The 16494-nt window shown below is 74.0% G+C and carries 19 protein-coding genes; 6 read left to right on the top strand and 13 right to left on the bottom strand.

All coding sequences use genetic code 11. The features are described from left to right. The first annotated feature begins 4 nt into the window (after positions 1-4). The 3 genes from EAD98_RS20575 to hisC all read left to right on the top strand — a co-directional run bounded on the left by EAD98_RS20575 (position 5) and on the right by hisC (position 2920). Entirely contained in the window at positions 5-709 is a 705-nt protein-coding gene (locus EAD98_RS20575) for an RDD family protein (RefSeq protein ID WP_121655680.1), read from the top strand. 76 nt (positions 710-785) lie between these two features. Then, positions 786-1820: an RDD family protein gene (locus tag EAD98_RS20570; protein WP_121655679.1), complete on the top strand. Its 1035-nt coding sequence runs from the start codon at positions 786-788 to the stop codon at positions 1818-1820. Next, complete coding sequence (hisC, locus tag EAD98_RS20565; protein WP_121655678.1) at positions 1817-2920, top strand: histidinol-phosphate transaminase; 1104 nt, start codon at positions 1817-1819, stop codon at positions 2918-2920. The genes EAD98_RS20570 and hisC overlap by 4 nt, the downstream gene beginning before the upstream one ends. An 80-nt stretch (positions 2921-3000) precedes the next feature. Here hisC and EAD98_RS20560 read toward each other — a convergent pair whose 3' ends face one another. From EAD98_RS20560 to EAD98_RS20535, 6 genes are all read right to left on the bottom strand, one after another. Continuing rightward, a complete protein-coding gene (locus EAD98_RS20560) occupies positions 3001-3330 on the bottom strand; it encodes an LPXTG cell wall anchor domain-containing protein (RefSeq protein ID WP_121655677.1) in 330 nt (109 codons plus the stop codon). A gap of 97 nt (positions 3331-3427) precedes the next feature. Further along, positions 3428-4684, bottom strand: a complete 1257-nt coding sequence (locus tag EAD98_RS20555) for a PQQ-binding-like beta-propeller repeat protein (protein WP_121655676.1) — start codon at positions 4682-4684, stop codon at positions 3428-3430. A gap of 84 nt (positions 4685-4768) precedes the next feature. Beyond that, positions 4769-5260, bottom strand: a complete 492-nt coding sequence (locus tag EAD98_RS20550; protein WP_121655675.1) for an SRPBCC family protein — start codon at positions 5258-5260, stop codon at positions 4769-4771. Between the two features lie 136 nt (positions 5261-5396). Next, complete coding sequence (locus EAD98_RS20545; RefSeq protein WP_121655674.1) at positions 5397-5606, bottom strand: DUF397 domain-containing protein; 210 nt, start codon at positions 5604-5606, stop codon at positions 5397-5399. Between the two features lie 236 nt (positions 5607-5842). Next, entirely contained in the window at positions 5843-7039 is a 1197-nt protein-coding gene (gene fahA, locus EAD98_RS20540) for a fumarylacetoacetase (protein WP_121655673.1), read from the bottom strand. Further along, the gene (locus EAD98_RS20535; protein WP_121655672.1) at positions 7036-7905 is read right to left on the bottom strand and encodes a hypothetical protein; all 870 of its coding nucleotides are present in this window, start codon (positions 7903-7905) and stop codon (positions 7036-7038) included. The genes fahA and EAD98_RS20535 overlap by 4 nt, the downstream gene beginning before the upstream one ends. 94 nt (positions 7906-7999) lie before the next feature. Here EAD98_RS20535 and EAD98_RS20530 point away from each other — a divergent pair, with 94 nt between their 5' ends. Next, entirely contained in the window at positions 8000-9166 is a 1167-nt protein-coding gene (locus EAD98_RS20530) for a homogentisate 1,2-dioxygenase (RefSeq protein ID WP_121655671.1), read from the top strand. A 7-nt stretch (positions 9167-9173) separates the two neighbouring features. Here EAD98_RS20530 and EAD98_RS20525 read toward each other — a convergent pair whose 3' ends face one another. Genes EAD98_RS20525 through EAD98_RS20510 form a run of 4 tightly spaced genes read right to left on the bottom strand, consistent with a single transcriptional unit; the run spans position 9174 to position 11949 of the window. After that, the gene (locus tag EAD98_RS20525) at positions 9174-10202 is read right to left on the bottom strand and encodes a lipopolysaccharide assembly protein LapB (protein ID WP_121655670.1); all 1029 of its coding nucleotides are present in this window, start codon (positions 10200-10202) and stop codon (positions 9174-9176) included. 10 nt (positions 10203-10212) lie between these two features. Further along, positions 10213-10698 (bottom strand): 2-C-methyl-D-erythritol 2,4-cyclodiphosphate synthase, encoded by a 486-nt coding sequence (gene ispF / locus EAD98_RS20520; protein WP_121655669.1) that lies wholly within the window; start codon positions 10696-10698, stop codon positions 10213-10215. Between the two features lie 13 nt (positions 10699-10711). After that, a complete protein-coding gene (gene ispD, locus EAD98_RS20515; RefSeq protein WP_121655668.1) occupies positions 10712-11407 on the bottom strand; it encodes a 2-C-methyl-D-erythritol 4-phosphate cytidylyltransferase in 696 nt (231 codons plus the stop codon). Between the two features lie 56 nt (positions 11408-11463). Then, a complete protein-coding gene (locus tag EAD98_RS20510; RefSeq protein WP_007073334.1) occupies positions 11464-11949 on the bottom strand; it encodes a CarD family transcriptional regulator in 486 nt (161 codons plus the stop codon). Positions 11950-12277: 328 nt separating this feature from the next. Here EAD98_RS20510 and EAD98_RS20505 point away from each other — a divergent pair, with 328 nt between their 5' ends. Further along, on the top strand, positions 12278-12958 hold the full coding sequence (locus tag EAD98_RS20505; RefSeq protein ID WP_121655667.1) for a hypothetical protein: 681 nt from the start codon (positions 12278-12280) through the stop codon (positions 12956-12958). A gap of 77 nt (positions 12959-13035) precedes the next feature. Here EAD98_RS20505 and EAD98_RS20500 read toward each other — a convergent pair whose 3' ends face one another. The 3 genes from EAD98_RS20500 to EAD98_RS20490 are packed head-to-tail and all read right to left on the bottom strand — an operon-like array spanning position 13036 to position 15860. Continuing rightward, positions 13036-13665, bottom strand: a complete 630-nt coding sequence (locus EAD98_RS20500) for a hypothetical protein (protein WP_121655666.1) — start codon at positions 13663-13665, stop codon at positions 13036-13038. Between the two features lie 32 nt (positions 13666-13697). Then, positions 13698-15044: an acyl-CoA dehydrogenase family protein gene (locus EAD98_RS20495; protein ID WP_121655665.1), complete on the bottom strand. Its 1347-nt coding sequence runs from the start codon at positions 15042-15044 to the stop codon at positions 13698-13700. Between the two features lie 42 nt (positions 15045-15086). After that, positions 15087-15860 carry a methyltransferase domain-containing protein gene (locus EAD98_RS20490; protein ID WP_121655664.1) on the bottom strand — a complete coding sequence of 258 codons (774 nt, stop codon included), beginning with the start codon at positions 15858-15860 and terminating at the stop codon, positions 15087-15089. On the opposite strand from EAD98_RS20490, the gene EAD98_RS20485 reads away from it, so the two are divergent. Then, positions 15859-16494 (top strand): UbiA family prenyltransferase (locus EAD98_RS20485; protein ID WP_233583906.1); only part of this gene is annotated, 636 nt, incomplete at its 3' end. The genes EAD98_RS20490 and EAD98_RS20485 overlap by 2 nt on opposite strands.

Below are 16494 nucleotides of genomic sequence, written 5' to 3'. Positions count from 1 at the left end.
GAGCGTGACGCAGCCTCCGTCGTACCCCACGCCGCCGGTCGGTGGGCCTCCGCCCGCCGCCGGCGGCGTCGCGCCGCCGCCCGGACCACACCCGCAGGGGTACGCGGTGCCGCCGCAGTACGCCCCACCAGGCTGGACGCCGCCGGGGTACGCCGGACCACCCCGTCCGCTGCCCCCGACGCTGAGCCCGGGTGGTCAGCCGCTGGCCAGCTTCAGCGACCGGGTGCTGGCCTGGCTGATCGACACCGCGCTGGCCAGCGCCGTCTCGCTGGCGCTCTTCATGCCGGTCTTCCTCGTCCTCTGGGCGCGGATGCTCACCGAGATGACCCGGACCAACCCGGACGGGACCCTCGTCGAACCCGACCCGGGCGCCCTCTTCCTCTCCTTCTTCCTGCCGATCCTGCTGCTCCAGCTCGGGCTGCTCGTCCTCATGCTCGGCCTCTACTGGCTCTACCACGTGGAGTACCTCAAGCGCGGCGGTCAGACGCTCGGCAAGAAGGCGATGAAGCTGCGCGTGGTGCCGCTCGACCCGACTCGCACGCTGGACCGGCGGATGGCCGGCCGGCGGTGGCTGGTGCAGTACCTGGCGGCCTCGCTGGTCCCCGGGGTCAGCTACCTCGACGGGTTCTGGCAGCTCTGGGACAAGCCCTGGCAGCAGTGCCTCCACGACAAGTTCGCCGACACGGTCGTCGTTAAGGTGTCCTCGTGACCGAGCACAGCGAGCGAACCAGCAGGCCCGACAGCGTGGCACCGCGCGCCGGCGCGCCGCGGAGCGGAGCGGCGGCGTGAGCGTTCAGCCTGGCTGGTACGTCGACCCCGCCGACCCGGAGACCCGGCGCTACTGGGACGGCGAGGGCTGGCTCGGCGCGCCCATCCCCGTCGACGAGACTCCGCCGGACGGCCCACCACCGGTCGAGCCGCCGCCCGTCCCGGTCACCCCGGCCGCGCCCGCAACGCCGGCCGCCGTCGGCCCGGTGACCGCCGCGCCAGGCTGGCCGCCGCACCCCGGTCCGGGCGCCCAGCCGGGGCACGGCCCACAGCAGGGGTACGGCCCCCAACCTGGGCAGGGCCCACAGCAGGGTCACGCCCCGGGCTGGGGACCGCAGGCGACACCCCCCGGCTTGGGACCGCAGGCGGGTCCACCCGGCTGGGCACCGCAGGGCGCACCGCCCGGCTGGGCTCCGCAGGGTGTGCCGCCCGGCTGGCCAGGAGGGCCGCCCGAGCCGCGCCCGCACGGCCTGGCGTTGGCGGGCTTCGGTCAGCGGTTCACCGCCCGACTGATCGACTTCGGCCTCGTCTTCGCGCTGAACGCTCTGGTCAACGGCTGGTTCGTCTGGCGGTGGATCCAGGAGTGGACGCCGTACTGGCGGGAGTTCTTCCAGCGGGCGGCGCGGGGCGACACCTCCGCCGAGGGGCTGCCGGTTCCCGGCGAGCAGGCTGGGCTTCTCCTGGTGGTGATCCTGGTGATCGCCACCGCGCTCTGGCTGGCGTACGAGGTGCCGGCCATGGCCGCCGGTGGGCAGACATTCGGCAAGCGGGTGATGCGGATCCGTGCCGTGCCGCTCGCCGCCGACCAGCCGCTGGGCTTCGGCAAGGCGCTGAGCCGGTGGACCACGCTGGGCATGCCCACGCTGCTCTGGTACTGCGCCGGCCTCGGCCTGGTGTTGCAACTGGTCGACGCCCTCTCCCCCCTCTTCGACCACCCGCTTCGTCAGGCGCTGCACGACAAGCGCGCCCAGACGGTGGTCGTCCAGGTCCCCCGCACCACCGCTTCCGCCACCCCGAACGACCGCGATCACCCCTCGGGAGAAACCCCATGACCGACTCCGGACGTCACCAGCCGGCGCTGCGGCTGACCCGCGCCGACCTCGACGCGCTGCCCAGCTACGTACCGGGGCGCAGCCCCGCCGACCTGGCACGGGAGCTGGGTCTGCCGGAGGCGATCAAGCTGGCCAGCAACGAGGTGCCGTACGGGCCGCTGCCCGGCGTGGTGGAGGCGGTCACCGAGGCGCTGGCCGCCTCGCACCGCTACCCCGACATGGGCGTGGTCGCGCTGCGTGACGAGCTGGCCCAGCGGTACGGGGTGGACGCCGACCGGATCGCCACCGGCTGCGGGTCGGTGGCGCTCGCCGAGCACCTGGTGCGAGCCACCTGCCTGCCGGGCGACGAGCTGCTCTACTCGTGGCGGTCGTTCGAGGCGTACCCGATCATCGCGGCGACCAGCGGCGCGACCAGCGTGCGGGTGCCCAACGACACCGGGCACGGGCACGACCTGACGGCGATGGCCGCGGCGGTGACCGACCGGACCCGGATGATCCTGGTCTGCAACCCGAACAACCCCACCGGCACGGCGGTACGCCGGGCCGAGCTGGACCGGTTCCTCGACGCGGTGCCGGACGACGTGCTGGTGGTCATCGACGAGGCGTACCGGGAGTTCGTCACCGACCCGGAGGTGCCGGACGGCCTCGACTACCTGGACCGGCCGAACGTGGCGGTGCTGCGCACCCTGTCCAAGGCGTGGGGTCTGGCCGGGCTGCGGGTGGGCTGGCTGGTCGCCCAGCCGGTGGTGGCCGCGGCGATCCGCAAGGTGGTGACCCCGTTCTCCACCAGCACGGCCGCCCAGGCCGGGGCGCTGGCGGCGCTGGCCCAGGCCGCGGAGATGGAACGCCGTTGCGCTTTGGTCGTCGCCGAGCGGGACCGGGTCACCGAGGCGCTGCGGAAGTTCGTGCCGGACGTCCCGACCAGCCAGGCCAACTTCGTCTGGCTGCCGCTGGGCGACCGGGCGGTGGCGTTCGGCAAGGCGTGCGAGGCGCGCGGGGTGATCGTCCGGCCGTTCGCCGGGGACGGGGTGCGCGTCACGATCGGCACTCCGGCCGAGAACGACGCGTTCCTGGCCGCCGCGGAGGCGGCGCTGGTCTGACCGGTCCCGGCTCCGCAGGCGGGCCGGCGGGCTCCGGAACGGGTTCCGGCCGGGCGGTGGAGCTCGTCGGCGGCCGCGCGTCAGGCCGGTCGCCGACGGCGGACGACCAACCAGCCGAGGATCAGCAGGGTCGCGCCCAGCCCGGCGAGCAACGGGACCGACCCGTTGAAGCCGGTGACCGGCAACTGGCCACCGTGGCTGGGCGTCGGCGTGGGCGGGGTCGGTGTGGTGGTCGGGGAGGCCGGCACAACCTCGAAGGTGACCCCGGTGCCTCCCGGCGGCTCGGCCCGCACGGCTGCGGACGCGATGGTCGGCGCCGTCGTGGGTGCGGGCGGCATCGCCAGCCCGAGGCCTGCGGTGAATGCGAGCACACCGCCGGCGAACCAGCCTGCTGCCGTGTCGCCCATCATCGCCGCCCCTTTCAGCGCAACCTGAACCGTGAAAAATGTACCTTTTTCAGTCAGACGACGTGAATGGTTCTAGCGGTCGGGGCTCAGTGCGCCCCGATCAGGTGGCGGCCAGGACCAGCGCCTCGGCGGTGAGGTAGTACCGCTGGTCGTCCCCGTCCGGGTCGACCGGCTCGCGGAGCCGTTCCACCGCGACGTAACCGTCCGACGCGGCCACCGCCCCGGGCGCCCAGCCGGTCCCGTCCCGGCCGACGTTGAGCGAGAAACGCGAGAGTTGCGTACCGGTCACCGGGTCGAGCGTCACCAGGTCGTTCGCGTCGGTCAACAGGTGCACCCGGCCCGGTTGAACGGCGAGCACCCGGGCCGGTCCCATCCCGCCGACCCGCCACAGCTCGGCACCGGACCGGGCCGACCGGCCGACGGCCACCCCGTCGAGCACGGTGATCGCCTGGTCGCCGGCCAGCGTGCTGCCGGACGCGTCCAGCGCGGGTGCGGCGGTCGGCTCGCCGGCACCCAGCAGCCAACCCCGGCCACCCGCGTCACCCGGCCCGGAGGTCCGCAGGCCCGGGCAGTCCGACCAGCCGGTACGGCAACCGAGCGGGGTCGCCACCAACTCGTCCGGGCCACTCGGCGGCCGCCAGCGTTCGCGCACCACGCCGGTCGCCGCGTCCCGGAACTCGACCGTGGCCGGCCCGGCGCAGTTGTCCACGCCGATCAGCTGCCCGCCGGAGGTGGTGCCGACGTCGCTGCGGCAGTCGCCGGGCAGGTCGACCCGCCACAACTCCCGGCCCCCGGCCAGCTCCACTCCACGCGCCTGGGTGTCACCGGTGACCACCAGCACCGTCCGGCCGTCCGTCAGGTCGGTGAGGTAGAGCCCAGACGGATCCCAGACGGTGGCCGCCCCGGTACGCCGGACCACCGTCCCGTCGTCGGCGGGCACCGGGCCGTCGGCACGCCAGAGCACCCGCCCGGTCGACGCGTCGAGCGCGACCAGGCGCCCGTCCGACCACCGGCTGACCACGGTCCTGCCGCTCGCCACCACCCCGGTCAGCTCCGCCGGCCAGCGCCGGTACGACCAGTACGGGCTGGTGCGGTGCCGCCCGTCGACCGGCCGGTCGGCGTAGACCTGCCGGTGCGCGGCGTACACCCGCAGACGGGAGTCCACGATCAACGGGGCGACCGGCAGTCGACCGACCACGCCGACGGCCGGCTGCGCGGCGGCCGGGTACGTACCCCGGGCCTCCGTGCTCACCTCGGCCGGCGCGAGCACCCGGTGGACGATGACCGCGACCGCCACGATGGCGAGCAGCGCCGCGACCGCCACCACGAGCCGTCGCCGGCCCCTCGGGAACCCCATGCCGCACCTCCGCCCGGCACCCTACCCAGCGGAACCCGCCGGACCCTGGTCAGGTCACGCCGTCGCGGGTGGGGACTTCGGTGGTCAGGCTGCCTCGACGGAGCCGGTCGCGCCGGCCGCGTGGGCCGCGAAGGTCAGGTCGGCGAGATCACGCCGGAGCGCCACCTCGACCGCCCGGGCGGCGAGCCCGCCGAGCAGCAGCGCCACCACCCGGCCGTACGGGGCGGTCGGCACCGCCTCCTGGGTGACGGTGACCGCCGTGCAGCCACGACGACGACGCCGGACCGGCCGCAGGCTCCAGGTGATCCGGTAGTCCACACCGGCGCCGGAGGAACAGAGCACCAGCCGATGGGGGGCGCGCGCCTCCACCACCAGGAACTCCTCGATCAGCGTGCCGCCGCCCGGCTGGGTGCGCGTCTCACGCCACGCGGTGCCGGGCCCGAACGGCCCCGGGGTGAGCAGCTCGACCGGGCCGGCGGCGCTGAGCCGGGCCGCACGGCCGGGCAGGTCGGTCAGTGGACGCCAGACGTCGACGGCGTGCGCCTCGATGAACCCGGTAACCGCCACCGTCGACATGCCACCCTCCCGTGTCCTCGACGGTACGCGGGGTGAGGGCCGGACGGGGCCTCCGGGACGGAATTTCCACCGCCCGGAGACCACGTTGTCCGTTTCGCCCGGCCGCTCGGGTGCTGGTCAGCGACCGGTCCGGCGGTCAGCGATCGAAACGACCGGCCCGGATCGCGCCGATGAACGCCGTCCATCCCGGCGGGCTGACGGCCAGTGTGGGGCCGGCCTGGTCCTTGGAGTCGCGGACCGCGACCAGACCGAGGACGTCGACCAGGTTGTCCGCCACCTCCACGCAGAGCCCCTGGTCGTTGGAACGGCTGCTGGTACGCCATACCGCGCCCGCGAAATCGTGCATCGTCTTACCTCCGTGTGCGATGAGGTGCCCCACCGCTGGCAGCCGGGCGCGGCCCGGCCCGTGCCGCGAGGCGGGGCGATGGAATCCGCGACGATCAACGGGGGAACCCCGATCGGTGATCGCACAGCCGGTGCGATCACCAGTCCCATCGACGAGACGGTCCGTCCGACGGGCTCACCCGCAGCCTGGAACGACCGCCGGACCGGGTCCGTCGGTCGTTTCAGGGGCGACTCGGGTCAGCGGGCCGGACGGACCGTCCCGGTGATCTCGCCGAGGGCCACGGTGGTGCCGTCCGGGCCGGGCGCGGTGGCGGTGATGGTCACCGTGTCGCCGTCGGCGAGGAAGGTGCGGCTCTCGTCGCCGAGCTTCACCGGCTCCGCTCCGCCCCAGGTCAGCTCCAGGAACGAGCCGACCTGCGAACGGTCCGGGCCGGAGACGGTGCCCGAGGCGTACAGGTCGCCGGTGCGCAGGGACGCGCCGTTGACGGTGAGGTGCGCCAACTGCTGGGCCGGCGTCCAGTACATGGTCGCGAACGGCGGCTCGCTGACCCGTTCGCCGTTCCACTCGACGGCCAGCCGGAGGTCCAGCCCCAGATGCGGTACGTCCCGCAGGTAGTCGACGACCGGCGGGTCCTGATCCGGGGCCGGCACGAAGGCGTCGGCGAGCGCGTCGAGCGGCGTCACCCAGGCCGAGATCGAGGTGGCGAACGACTTGCCCAGGAACGGCCCGAGCGGCTGGTACTCCCACGCCTGGATGTCCCGCGCGGACCAGTCGTTGACCAGCACCACCCCGAACACGTGGTCGGCGAAGTCGTCGACGGACACCCGGGCGCCCAGCGGGCTGGGCACGCCGACCACGAAGCCGACCTCGGCCTCGATGTCGAGGCGTACGGACGGGCCGGTGACCGGGCCCTCGGCGGACGCGCGCTGGCCGGACGGGCGGACCACCGGCGTCCCGGAGACCACCACCGTGCCGGCCCGCCCGTGGTAGCCGATCGGCAGGTGCTTCCAGTTGGGCAGCAACGCCGGCTGGCCCGGTCGGAAGATCTGCCCGACGTTCGACGCGTGGTGCTCGGAGGAGTAGAAGTCGACGTAGTCGGCAACCTCGACCGGGAGCAGCAACTCCACCTCGTCCAGCGGCACCAGCAGGGGTTCCACCGCGGCCCGGTGCGCCGGGTCGGTCAGCAGCTCGACGATCCGCTGCCGCACCGCCGTCCACTGCGGACGGCCCAGGGCCATGAAGTCGTTGAGGGTGGGCCGGCACAGCGCGCCGGCGGCGAGCACCAGCTCGGCGGCCTCGGCGGCGGCCAGATCGAGCACCCACGACCCGATCCGCACGCCGATCCGCGGCCGACCCCCGTCCTGCCGGAACACCCCGTACGGCAGGTTCGTCACCCCGTACGGCGAACCGTCGGCGCCGGTCACCCAGGTCATGCGTCGTAGCCCCCGTTCACCAGCCCCAGCCGGATCAGATCGGTCAGTGGTTCCAGGATGCTGCACGAGCCGAAGCCGACCCAGAGCGGGCGGGGCGCGTCCAGCCGGCCGGTCGTACGCTCCAGCAGCGGACGCGGATCGGCGACGGTGAGCAGCTCGGCGACGGCGCCCACGCCGTCGCCCTCGGCGGCCGCCAACGCCGCGGCCAGCACATTGGCGTAGCCGTGGTGGGTGAACCCGGTCTCCGGGTCGAGGTGCCGGACCGCCTGGTGCAGCCCCGCGGTCAGCTTGAACGGCAGGTCGCGGTCCCGGCAGGCGCAGATCACCGCGGCCAGCTCGGCCGGGGTGGGGAAGAGCTCGCCGGCCAGCCCGCCGGTGCGGAACTTGGCCGCGACCGGCACCCCGGCGGCACGGGCGGCGGCGAGCGCGTCCAGCGCGCCCATCAGCCCGAAGGTCAGCGGCAGCTCGGCGTAGACGGCCTCGACGTCGGGCAGGGAGTCGTTCATCCGCAGCAGCTCGGCGATGCCGGGCAGCGGGTCCTCGCCCCGCCGGGCGACCGCCACCTCGACCTGCCGGGCGGTGACGCCGTCCGGCGCCAGGAACGACAGCGCGAAGGGCAGGCCCCCGATCCCGGTGTCACCGATCACGCCGACCACCAGGCCCTCGGCCGGGTCGACGAGACCACTCAGCTCGCCTGCGGCGACGGTCGAGGCGGGGACCAGCAGCGGGCCGACCAGGTCGGCGTACCAGGCGGTGCGGTGCCGGCGGTGGGCGGCCAGGGCGTCGGGCAGCGCGGCGCTGCCCGGGGGGAAGACGGCGGCGTCATCCACCAGGCCGTCGAGGAGTGCGGGCACCTGCGTTGACACGGAACAAGAATGTACGGGACGCTACAAGGAACGGACAACAGCGTCCGATTATCGGACGCCCCCGGCCGGTGAACGGGACATATCGGGAGGCGAGATGCCGTACTACCGCAGCGTCGGCGAGGTGCCGCGCAAGCGCCACACCCAGTTCCGTCAGCCCGACGGCAGCCTCTACGCCGAGGAGCTGATGGGCCAGGAGGGCTTCTCCTCCGACTCGTCCCTGCTCTACCACCGGCACGCGCCGACCGCGATCCTGGCCGCCGACGAGTTCACCCCGCCCGCGTTCACCCGGGCGCCGAACCTGCCGCTCAAGCCCCGCCACCTGCGCACCCACAAGCTCGACGCCGGCGGCGCCGACCCGGTCCTCGGCCGGCAGTACCTGCTCGCCAACGACGACGTGCGCATCGGGTACGTGCTCGCCGACCGTCCCTCGCCACTGTTCCGCGACGCCACCGGCGACCACTGCCTCTACGTCGAGTCGGGGGCACTACGGGTCGAGTCCCCGTTCGGCGTGCTGGAGGCGGTGGCCGGCGACTACGTCATCATCCCCACCTCGACCATCCACCGGCTGGTGCCCGCCGGTGAGCAGCCCGTCCGACTGCTCACCGTCGAGGCGGCCGGGCACATCGGCCCGCCCAAGCGCTACCTGTCCGTACGCGGCCAGTTCCTGGAGCACTCGCCGTACTGCGAGCGCGACGTCCGCGGCCCGGACGCCCCGCTGCTCGTCGACGGCGAGGAGGCGGAGGTGCTGGTACGGCACCGGCGCGGCTGGACCCGCTACGTCTACGCCCACCACCCGTTCGACGTGGTCGGCTGGGACGGGCACCTCTACCCGTGGGCGTTCTCCATCCACGACTTCGAGCCGATCACCGGCCGGATCCACCAGCCCCCGCCGGTGCACCAGACCTTCCAGGGCCCCAACTTCGTCATCTGCTCGTTCGTGCCCCGCAAGGTCGACTACCACCCGGACTCGATCCCGGTGCCGTACAACCACCACAACGTCGACTCCGACGAGATGCTCTTCTACACCGGCGGCAACTACGAGGCCCGGCGTGGCTCCGGCATCGAGCAGGGCTCGATCTCGCTGCACCCGTCCGGCTTCACCCACGGCCCTCAGCCGGGTGCCGCCGAGCGTTCCATCGGCGCGGACTACTTCGACGAACTGGCCGTCATGGTCGACACCTTCCGCCCGCTGGACCTCTGCGACGCGGCCCGCACCTGTGAGGACGACGGTTACGCCTGGACCTGGGCGCGTCGCGTCTAGTCGCGCGTCAGCGCACGGCGGTGCGGGTGAAGACGGCGAATTCGGCGACCGCGGTGGCGGCGATGGCCAGCACCAGCGGCCACGGCGAGCCGACCACCGCGTACACCAGGAGCAACACCGGCGCGGCGGCCACCGCGTAGATCGCCAGGGCCAGGCTCCGGTCCGAGCGCACCAGGTCGGGCAGGATGGTCCGGGTCAGCCCCGGCAACCGGGCCCCGAGCTGCCAGACCACGATCCCGCCGGTGAGCGCGGCGAGCACCGCCAGGAAGCGGGAGAACCCGTCGTTCGCCGAGGCGGCGAACGTCACCACCACCGCGGCCACCAGCGACCAGCCCGCGCCGTAGAGCACCAGACGGTGCAGGCCGTAGGCGATGGTCCGCCCGGAGTCCATCCGGCTCGGGCTGATCGTGGCCGCCTCGGCGAGGTGTTCCAGCGCCTCGGACCAGCGGCGCTGCTCCAGCCGGATGACACCCACGTCGTGCCGGACGTCGGCGAGGCGCGGGTCGAGTCGCAGCGCCTCGCGGTAGGCCCGCTCGGCCAGGTCGAACAGCTCCAGCCGGGCCGCGACCAGGCCGAGCACCAGGTGCGCCTGCGGCTCCTCCTGGGCCAACTCGACGCCGCGCCAGGCCGCGTTCAGGGCCGGTTGGCCGTTGCGCGAATCGGCCAGCAGCGCCGCCGCGCTGCGCTGGGCGTACGGGTCGGCCGGGCCGAGCGCGAGGAGCCGGTCGGCGGTGGCGGCCGACTCGGAGTAACGCTCCAGGTCGGCCAGCGCCATGCCCCGGACGACCAGCGGCGGGAGTGCCTCCGGTGCGGCGGCCAACGCCGTGTCGGCTGCGGTGAGCGCCTCGACCGGCCGGCCGGCGGCCAGGTGCACCCGGGCCAGCATGGTGAGCGCTTCCAGGTCGTCGGGCTTCAGCGCGAGCCCGTAGGTCAGCTCCCCGGCCGCCTCGTCGTGACGACCGAGTTCGGCGAGAAGTTGGGCGCGCTCGAGGTAGCCGTCGGCGGCGGAACGGTCGGAGGCGGGGTCGCTGGTCATCGCGGCGAGCCTAGGTGGCCGGCGCGTCGTACACCAGGGCCACCGCGATACCGGCAAGCCCTTCCTCACGGCCGGTGAACCCGAGCCCGTCGGTGGTCGCGGCGGAGACGGTGACCGGGGCGCCGACGGCAGCGGAGAGCACCTGCTGCGCCTCCGCACGGCGCCGGCCGATCTTGGGTCGGTTGCCGACGACCTGCACGGACACGTTCCCGATCTCCAGGCCGGCGGCCCGCACCCGGCGGGCCGTCTCGGTCAGCAGGGTCACCCCGGACGCGCCGGCCCACTCCGGCTGGCCCACCCCGAAGGCGGCGCCGAGATCACCGAGACCGGCGGCGGAGAGCAGCGCGTTGCAGGCGGCGTGCGCGGCCACGTCCGCATCCGAATGCCCGGCGAGGCCGTCCTGGTCGGGCCAGAGCAGGCCGGCCACCCAGCAGGGTCGGCCGGGCTCGAAGGCGTGCACGTCCGTGCCGACGGCCACCCGGGGAACGATCATGATCTGAGGGTACGCGTCAACCGGCGGCGGCCAGCAGATGCTCCGCCAACGCCAGGTCGAACGGGCGGGTGATCTTCAGCGCGTACTCCGAACCGGGTACGCAGCTCACCGCGATGCCCTGCTTCTCGACCAGCCCGGCGTCATCGGTGAGCGAGTCGCCGGCCGCGGCGTGCGCGGCGGTGAGCACGGACCGGCGGAAGCCCTGCGGTGTCTGCACCGCGCGCAGGGCGGACCGGTCCACGGTGCCGAGCACCACCTCGCCGGCGCCGACCTCCTTGATCGTGTCGACGACCGGCAGCACCGGGATGACCGCGTCCCGCCCGTCGCGGACAGCCGCCGCGACGGACTCCACCAGCTCCGGCGGCGTCAGCGCACGGGCGGCGTCGTGCACCAGGATGATCGTCGGACCGGCGGGCACCGCGGCCAGCGCGGCCGCCACCGACGCCTGCCGCTCCGCGCCGCCCGGCACCACGGTCACCGGGGCGACCGGTGCGAGCAACTCGCGGACGGCCGTCACCTCGGCGGCCGGGGCGGCCACCACGATCGTGTGCACCGAGGGTGCGGCGGCCAGCCGCCGCACGGCGTGCACCAGCAGCGGCTCCCCGGCGAGCAGGCGCAGCGCCTTGGGTCGGCCCGGGCCGAGCCGTACGCCGGCACCCGCCGCAGGCACGAGGACCGCGACGTCACCGCGCGGATTCAGCTGCGCGGTCACGTCGCGGTCCTCGGTGGTTTCTTCGCTACGAATCGGGTACGACGATGCTGTGCGGACTAGGCCTCGGTGAGCACCTTGTCGAGCAGCGTCTCCGCCTCGTCCTTGGTGCTCTTCTCCGCCAGCGCGACCTCGCCGACGAGGATGTCGCGGGCCTTGGCGAGCATCCGCTTCTCGCCCGCGGAAAGGCCCCGCTCCCGCTCCCGACGCCACAGGTCACGCACGACCTCGGCGACCTTCAGCGGGTTACCGGAGGCCAGCTTTTCCAGGTTGGCCTTGTAACGCCGCGACCAGTTGGTCGGCTCCTCGGTGTGCGGAGCCCGGAGAACGTCGAAGACCTTGCCGAGGCCCTCTTCGCCGACCACCTCACGCACGCCCACGATCTCGGCGTTCTCGGCCGGCACCCGGACCGTCAGGTCACCCTGCGCGACCCTCAGGACGAGGTACTGCTTAGGCTCGCCCTTGATGACCCGAGTCTCGATTGCCTCGATGAGTGCGGCCCCGTGGTGGGGGTAAACAACGGTCTCGCCGACACTGAAAACCATAGGTTCGAAACCCCTTTCGCTGTGTCTAGGGTAACACGGTCAGGCACCGATGTCTCACCGATGTCCTGACCGTTGGCGCAGCTCAGGGGCCCTGTGAGAGGTCTTTCTTCAGCTTGACAGGCGGTCAAACCGATGGTTCGAACACGCTCCGTAACGCACAGATGACTTCCCGGTGCGGGTGAACAGAACGTCGAGATCAAGGGCTATGCGCTCACCTCATGGTATCCCGCCGGGCGGGACCTCGCCCAGGTGTAGCGGGAGGCGCCCCTCGTGCGGGACGCTGAAGGCAGCACCGCACTCCGCTCTCGAGACGCTGCCAGGGGGTCCGATGGGCAAGCCGGACGCAGACGGCCAGGGGCTGCCCGACCTGCCGCCCGAGTGGGGTCGTGTGGTCGTCCCCGACGACGCCTCCGCACTCGCCACCGAGGCCGCCCAGATCCGCCGCGAGCTGCGTCGGGTCCCCGGTCGACCGGCCGGCCACCGGGCCCTGGCCCTGCCGCTGCTGGTCCTGCTGGTGGCGGTGCTCACCACGCTGGCCGGCCTGCTCGCCGTCACCTGGCCACGCGCCAACCGCGGCGCCGACCGCCCGACCCCGGCTCCCTACTCGCCGCCCGCGACCCTCGCCGGGCGGGCGCTGCCCGCACTGGACCTGGTCGACGCCGGCCAGTCCCCGGTGCCGCTGCGCGGCCTGCTGCCGGCCATGATCATCCTCGTCGACGGCTGCCCGTGCCCGGACCGGGTGGCCGAGGCGGTGGCGGCGGCGCCCGCCGGAGTGGCCGTGGTCACCGTCGCCGGAGGGCGGACGGTGAGCGCCCCGCCGTCGGCCGAGCGGAACGTCCGCGCGCTGGCCGACCCCGCCGGCGGGCTGCGCTCGTTCCTGGGCCAACCGGCCCGCACCGGCACCGCGACCGCACTGCTGGTCGACCGCGCCGGCGTGGTGACCCGGGTGCTGCCCGAGTTGGGGCCGGTCGACGCGTACCGGCAGGACCTGAGCGCCCTGGCCGCCTGACCGGCCGGGCCGCCTGGCCGGGCAGCGCCGGACCGGCCCGGCCGCCTAGCCGGGTGGTGCCGGACCGGCCCGGCCGCCTAGCCGGGCAGCGCGACGAGTTGCACCTCGACGTCGATGGGCTGGTCGCCCACGGCCGACAGCGACACCCGGAACGGCCCACCACCGGGCAGCACCTCGGCGGTGGTGATCGAGCCGTCGCAGTCGATGCGCGGCGGGCCGGCGATCTCGGCCCCGGTGCTCGTCACCGCCATCGTGCCGGGCCTGGTGCACCGATACTGGAGCAGGTAGCGGGAGCCGTCGTCGTTGGACTGCCGGATCACCCCCTGACCAGGGGCGAGTTCCCTCTGCTCCCGCCAGATCGTCTCGCTGAACCGGGGCAGCCCGCCCGCAGCGTCCCCCTGGTAGAAGAACTCGCCCGGAGGGCCTTCGATGTCGACGACCATGCCCGTCTCCGGGTCGACCCGCACCGCGGAACTCTCCCCCGCGCGGACGATCTCACCCGATCCGGTGTCCAGTTGCACCGTGCGCCGCACATCAGGCGTGCCGTCCGGCCCGCCGTCGTCGACCCGGGCCGTCGGGGTGGGGACCGGCTGGGCCGTCACGGCGGGGGCGGCAGCTCGCCACCACCAGCCGCCGACGGCCAGGGCGGCCAGGGCCACCCCGACCAGCGCAGCCGACCGCAGCCGGTCGTCCGGCGCAGCATCCATGCGACGAGCGTACCGGCCGGGTCGCGCGGCGATCAGCCCTGTCGATCGAGCAGCACGGCGTACAGGGTGAGGCCGGGACCGAACGCCAGCATGACGATCCGCCGGGGCGCCTCCACCGCGCGACTCAGCCGGTCCAGGATCAGCAGCACCGTCGGCGAGGAGCAGTTGCCGTGCTCGTCGAGCGTCGCCCGGGACGCCGCCAGCGCCTGCGGAGGGAGAGCCAGCTCCCGCTCGACCACGTTGAGGATCCGCGGCCCGCCCGGGTGCACGGCCCAACCGTCCACCTCGGAGGCGGTGGCGCCGTGCCGGGCGAGCAGGTCGTCGACCAGCCCACGGACGTGCCTGGACAGCACCTGCGGGACCTTCGGCGACAACCCCATCCGGAAGCCGGCATCGGTGACGTCCCAGGTCATGTGGTCGGCGGTGGAGGTGTCGGTGATCGAGGTGACCTCACGCATGGCGTACCCCGGGCCACCCGGCACCACCACGGCGGCGACCGCGGCATCCGAGAAGAGCGCGTGCGAGACGATCTGCTGGGTGTCCAGCCGGGCGCGCACCGCCGGCAGGCCGGCCAGGTTGCGGGCGTTGAGGTGCTCGGCCGCCGCGTCGATCGAGGCGCGGGCCACCCCCACGTAGACCGCCGCGTAGCTGGCCACCAACCAGTGCGGCATCAGCTGGGCGACCACCAGGGCCAACCCCTCCACCCCGCCCAGCAGCCGGTCGGCCGGCACGGTGACGTCCAGGTGCAGGTCGTGCGAGGAGGTGGCACGCATGCCGAGCGCGTCCCAGGTTGGCTCGACGGTCAACCCGTCACCGGCCGGCACCAGGAACTGGGAGACCACCGACTGGTCGGCGGTGCTGCGGGCGGCCACCAGGTAACCGTCGGCGTGCCCGGCGCCGGAGCAGAACGTCTTGCTCCCCTTGAGGTGCCAGCCCGCGTCGGTCGCCTCGTAGACCGTGCTCAGCTGAGAGAGTCGGGCGCCGGCGCCGCGCTCACTCATCGCCACCGCGTACCAGGAGCCCTGCGCCGCGGCGGTGAGCAGCCGGTCCCGAGCGGCCAGCGCCTCGTCCGGCACGCCCAGCGCCTCGGCCAGTTCCTCGGTGACCGCGCCCAACGCGCCGGTCACCGAGGCGTGCATGTTGAACACCAGGGCGGTCGCGCCGTTGCCTCGGGCAAGTTCGGTTGCCACCGCGGCGTACTCGGCGAAGCTGGCCCCCAGGCCACCCAGCGACCGGGGCACCATCAACCCGAACAGGCCGGCCTCCCGCAGGTCACGGAAGTCCTCGACCGGAAAGGAGCCGTCCCGGTCATGCTCCGCCGCCCGCGCGGCGAACCGCGGCGCCAACCGGCGGGCCGCCTCCAGCGCGTGCACCGTCATATTGCCCCCTTCTCGGCGTCCCTTACCCCCGCCACGGCCGGACTATCCGTTTCGGACTCCCCGGCCCTGGTACAACACAGCGGTCGACCGGGTCGGCACGATGCGCGGCGCACGGCCGGCGGGCGCCGCGCCGGGCGTCCGGGCCGCGCGGGCACGTCGCAACAGCCAGGTGACCAGGCCACCGACCTGCGGTCGGATGCCACGCAGCCGCAACTCGACGCCGTGCCGGGAGCACTCGGCCACCAACTCCCGGGCGTCCACGAACAACCGTGGATCGTGAATGCCACGCGGCACGGTCGGCAGTCGCTCGGCGATCCGCACCGCGACCAGCCGGGCCAGCGCGGTGTCGTTCAGGGTGTCCAGCACCAGCAGGCCGCCCGGACGCAGCAGCCGGCACGCCTCCGCCACCGCGCGCGGCCACGCCGGCACATGTTCCAGCAGCTCACCCGCTGAAACCACGTCGGCGCAGCCGTCGGGCAGCGGGACCGCGGTGGCGTCACCCTGGATGACGCGGACCCCGTGCCCAGCGGCCTGGACCAACGCCGAGCGGGTCAGGTCGACCCCGACGTGCCGGTATCCCTTTCCGGCCAGGTGCGGCGCGAGCAGCCCGGCGCCGCAGCCCAGGTCGACCAGGAGCGCGTCGGGGCGGGAAGCCGGCGGCACCAGCGCCGCGCGGGCCTCGGCGAGCCAGTGCAACATCGCGAACGCGCCATCCGGCCGCCACCACTCGTCGGCCAGATCGTCGTACTGGCGCGGATCGTTGCGCGGCAGCACCCGGGGGCCGGTGGACGCCGCGGCCGCAGCCACGTCTCGCATGGTTCCGAGCGTGGCACGACTGCTCGGTAACGACCAGACTTCCCTTATGTCGTCGAGGGTGTTAGGGCTGGTCAGGGCGAGCCATCCGGAACCGGCCGCAGCGGTGACCACAGTGGCGGGTCTGCTGGCCTGGGGAGTGGGGCACCGGCCGGCCGGAGTCGCGTCCGTGGTGCTCGCGGTGCTGGCCAGCCAACTCGCCGTGGGCTGGACCAACGACGCGCTGGACGCCGAGCGGGATGCCACGGTGGGGCGTACCGACAAGCCGGTCGCCGCGGGCGCGGTCGGCCGCCGCACCACGGCCTGGGCCGCGGCGGCGGCCGCGGTGGCCTGCCCGCTGCTGGCGCTCACCACGAACCCCACGGCGGCGTTCTGGCTGACCGTCGCCCTGGTCTCCGCGCTGCTCTACGACTGGCCGCTCAAGGCCACCGTGTTCTCGGTGCTGCCGTACGCGATCTCCTTCGGTGCGCTACCCGCCTTCGTGGTGCTGGGGCTGCCCGGCGAGCCGACCCCGCCGGCCTGGCTGCTGACGGCGGCCGCCTGCCTGGGCGCCGGGGCGCACTTCGCCAACGTCCTGCCCGACCTCGCCGACGACGCCCGCACCGGCGTGCGGGGCCTGCCGCACCGGCTGGGCCGT

Origin of the sequence: Micromonospora sp. CV4 (assembly GCF_003667455.1) — a bacterium.
Lineage (GTDB): Bacteria > Actinomycetota > Actinomycetes > Mycobacteriales > Micromonosporaceae > Micromonospora.
Note: the sequence above shows the minus strand (reverse complement) of the source record. Positions and strands in the feature narration are given on the sequence as shown.

Bases quoted from the DNA above. Each gene is read 5' to 3' on its own strand.
- hisC (WP_121655678.1), top strand. From the start codon at position 1,817: ATGACCGACTCCGGACGTCACCAGCCGGCGCTGCGGCTGACCCGCGCC.
- EAD98_RS20555 (WP_121655676.1), bottom strand. From the start codon at position 4,684: ATGGGGTTCCCGAGGGGCCGGCGACGGCTCGTGGTGGCGGTCGCGGCG.
- EAD98_RS20560 (WP_121655677.1), bottom strand. From the start codon at position 3,330: ATGATGGGCGACACGGCAGCAGGCTGGTTCGCCGGCGGTGTGCTCGCA.
- fahA (WP_121655673.1), bottom strand. From the start codon at position 7,039: ATGACCTGGGTGACCGGCGCCGACGGTTCGCCGTACGGGGTGACGAAC.
- EAD98_RS20510 (WP_007073334.1), bottom strand. From the start codon at position 11,949: ATGGTTTTCAGTGTCGGCGAGACCGTTGTTTACCCCCACCACGGGGCC.
- EAD98_RS20500 (WP_121655666.1), bottom strand. From the start codon at position 13,665: ATGGATGCTGCGCCGGACGACCGGCTGCGGTCGGCTGCGCTGGTCGGG.
- EAD98_RS20505 (WP_121655667.1), top strand. From the start codon at position 12,278: ATGGGCAAGCCGGACGCAGACGGCCAGGGGCTGCCCGACCTGCCGCCC.
- EAD98_RS20490 (WP_121655664.1), bottom strand. From the start codon at position 15,860: ATGCGAGACGTGGCTGCGGCCGCGGCGTCCACCGGCCCCCGGGTGCTG.
- EAD98_RS20530 (WP_121655671.1), top strand. From the start codon at position 8,000: ATGCCGTACTACCGCAGCGTCGGCGAGGTGCCGCGCAAGCGCCACACC.
- EAD98_RS20495 (WP_121655665.1), bottom strand. From the start codon at position 15,044: ATGACGGTGCACGCGCTGGAGGCGGCCCGCCGGTTGGCGCCGCGGTTC.
- EAD98_RS20550 (WP_121655675.1), bottom strand. From the start codon at position 5,260: ATGTCGACGGTGGCGGTTACCGGGTTCATCGAGGCGCACGCCGTCGAC.
- EAD98_RS20545 (WP_121655674.1), bottom strand. From the start codon at position 5,606: ATGCACGATTTCGCGGGCGCGGTATGGCGTACCAGCAGCCGTTCCAAC.
- EAD98_RS20525 (WP_121655670.1), bottom strand. From the start codon at position 10,202: ATGACCAGCGACCCCGCCTCCGACCGTTCCGCCGCCGACGGCTACCTC.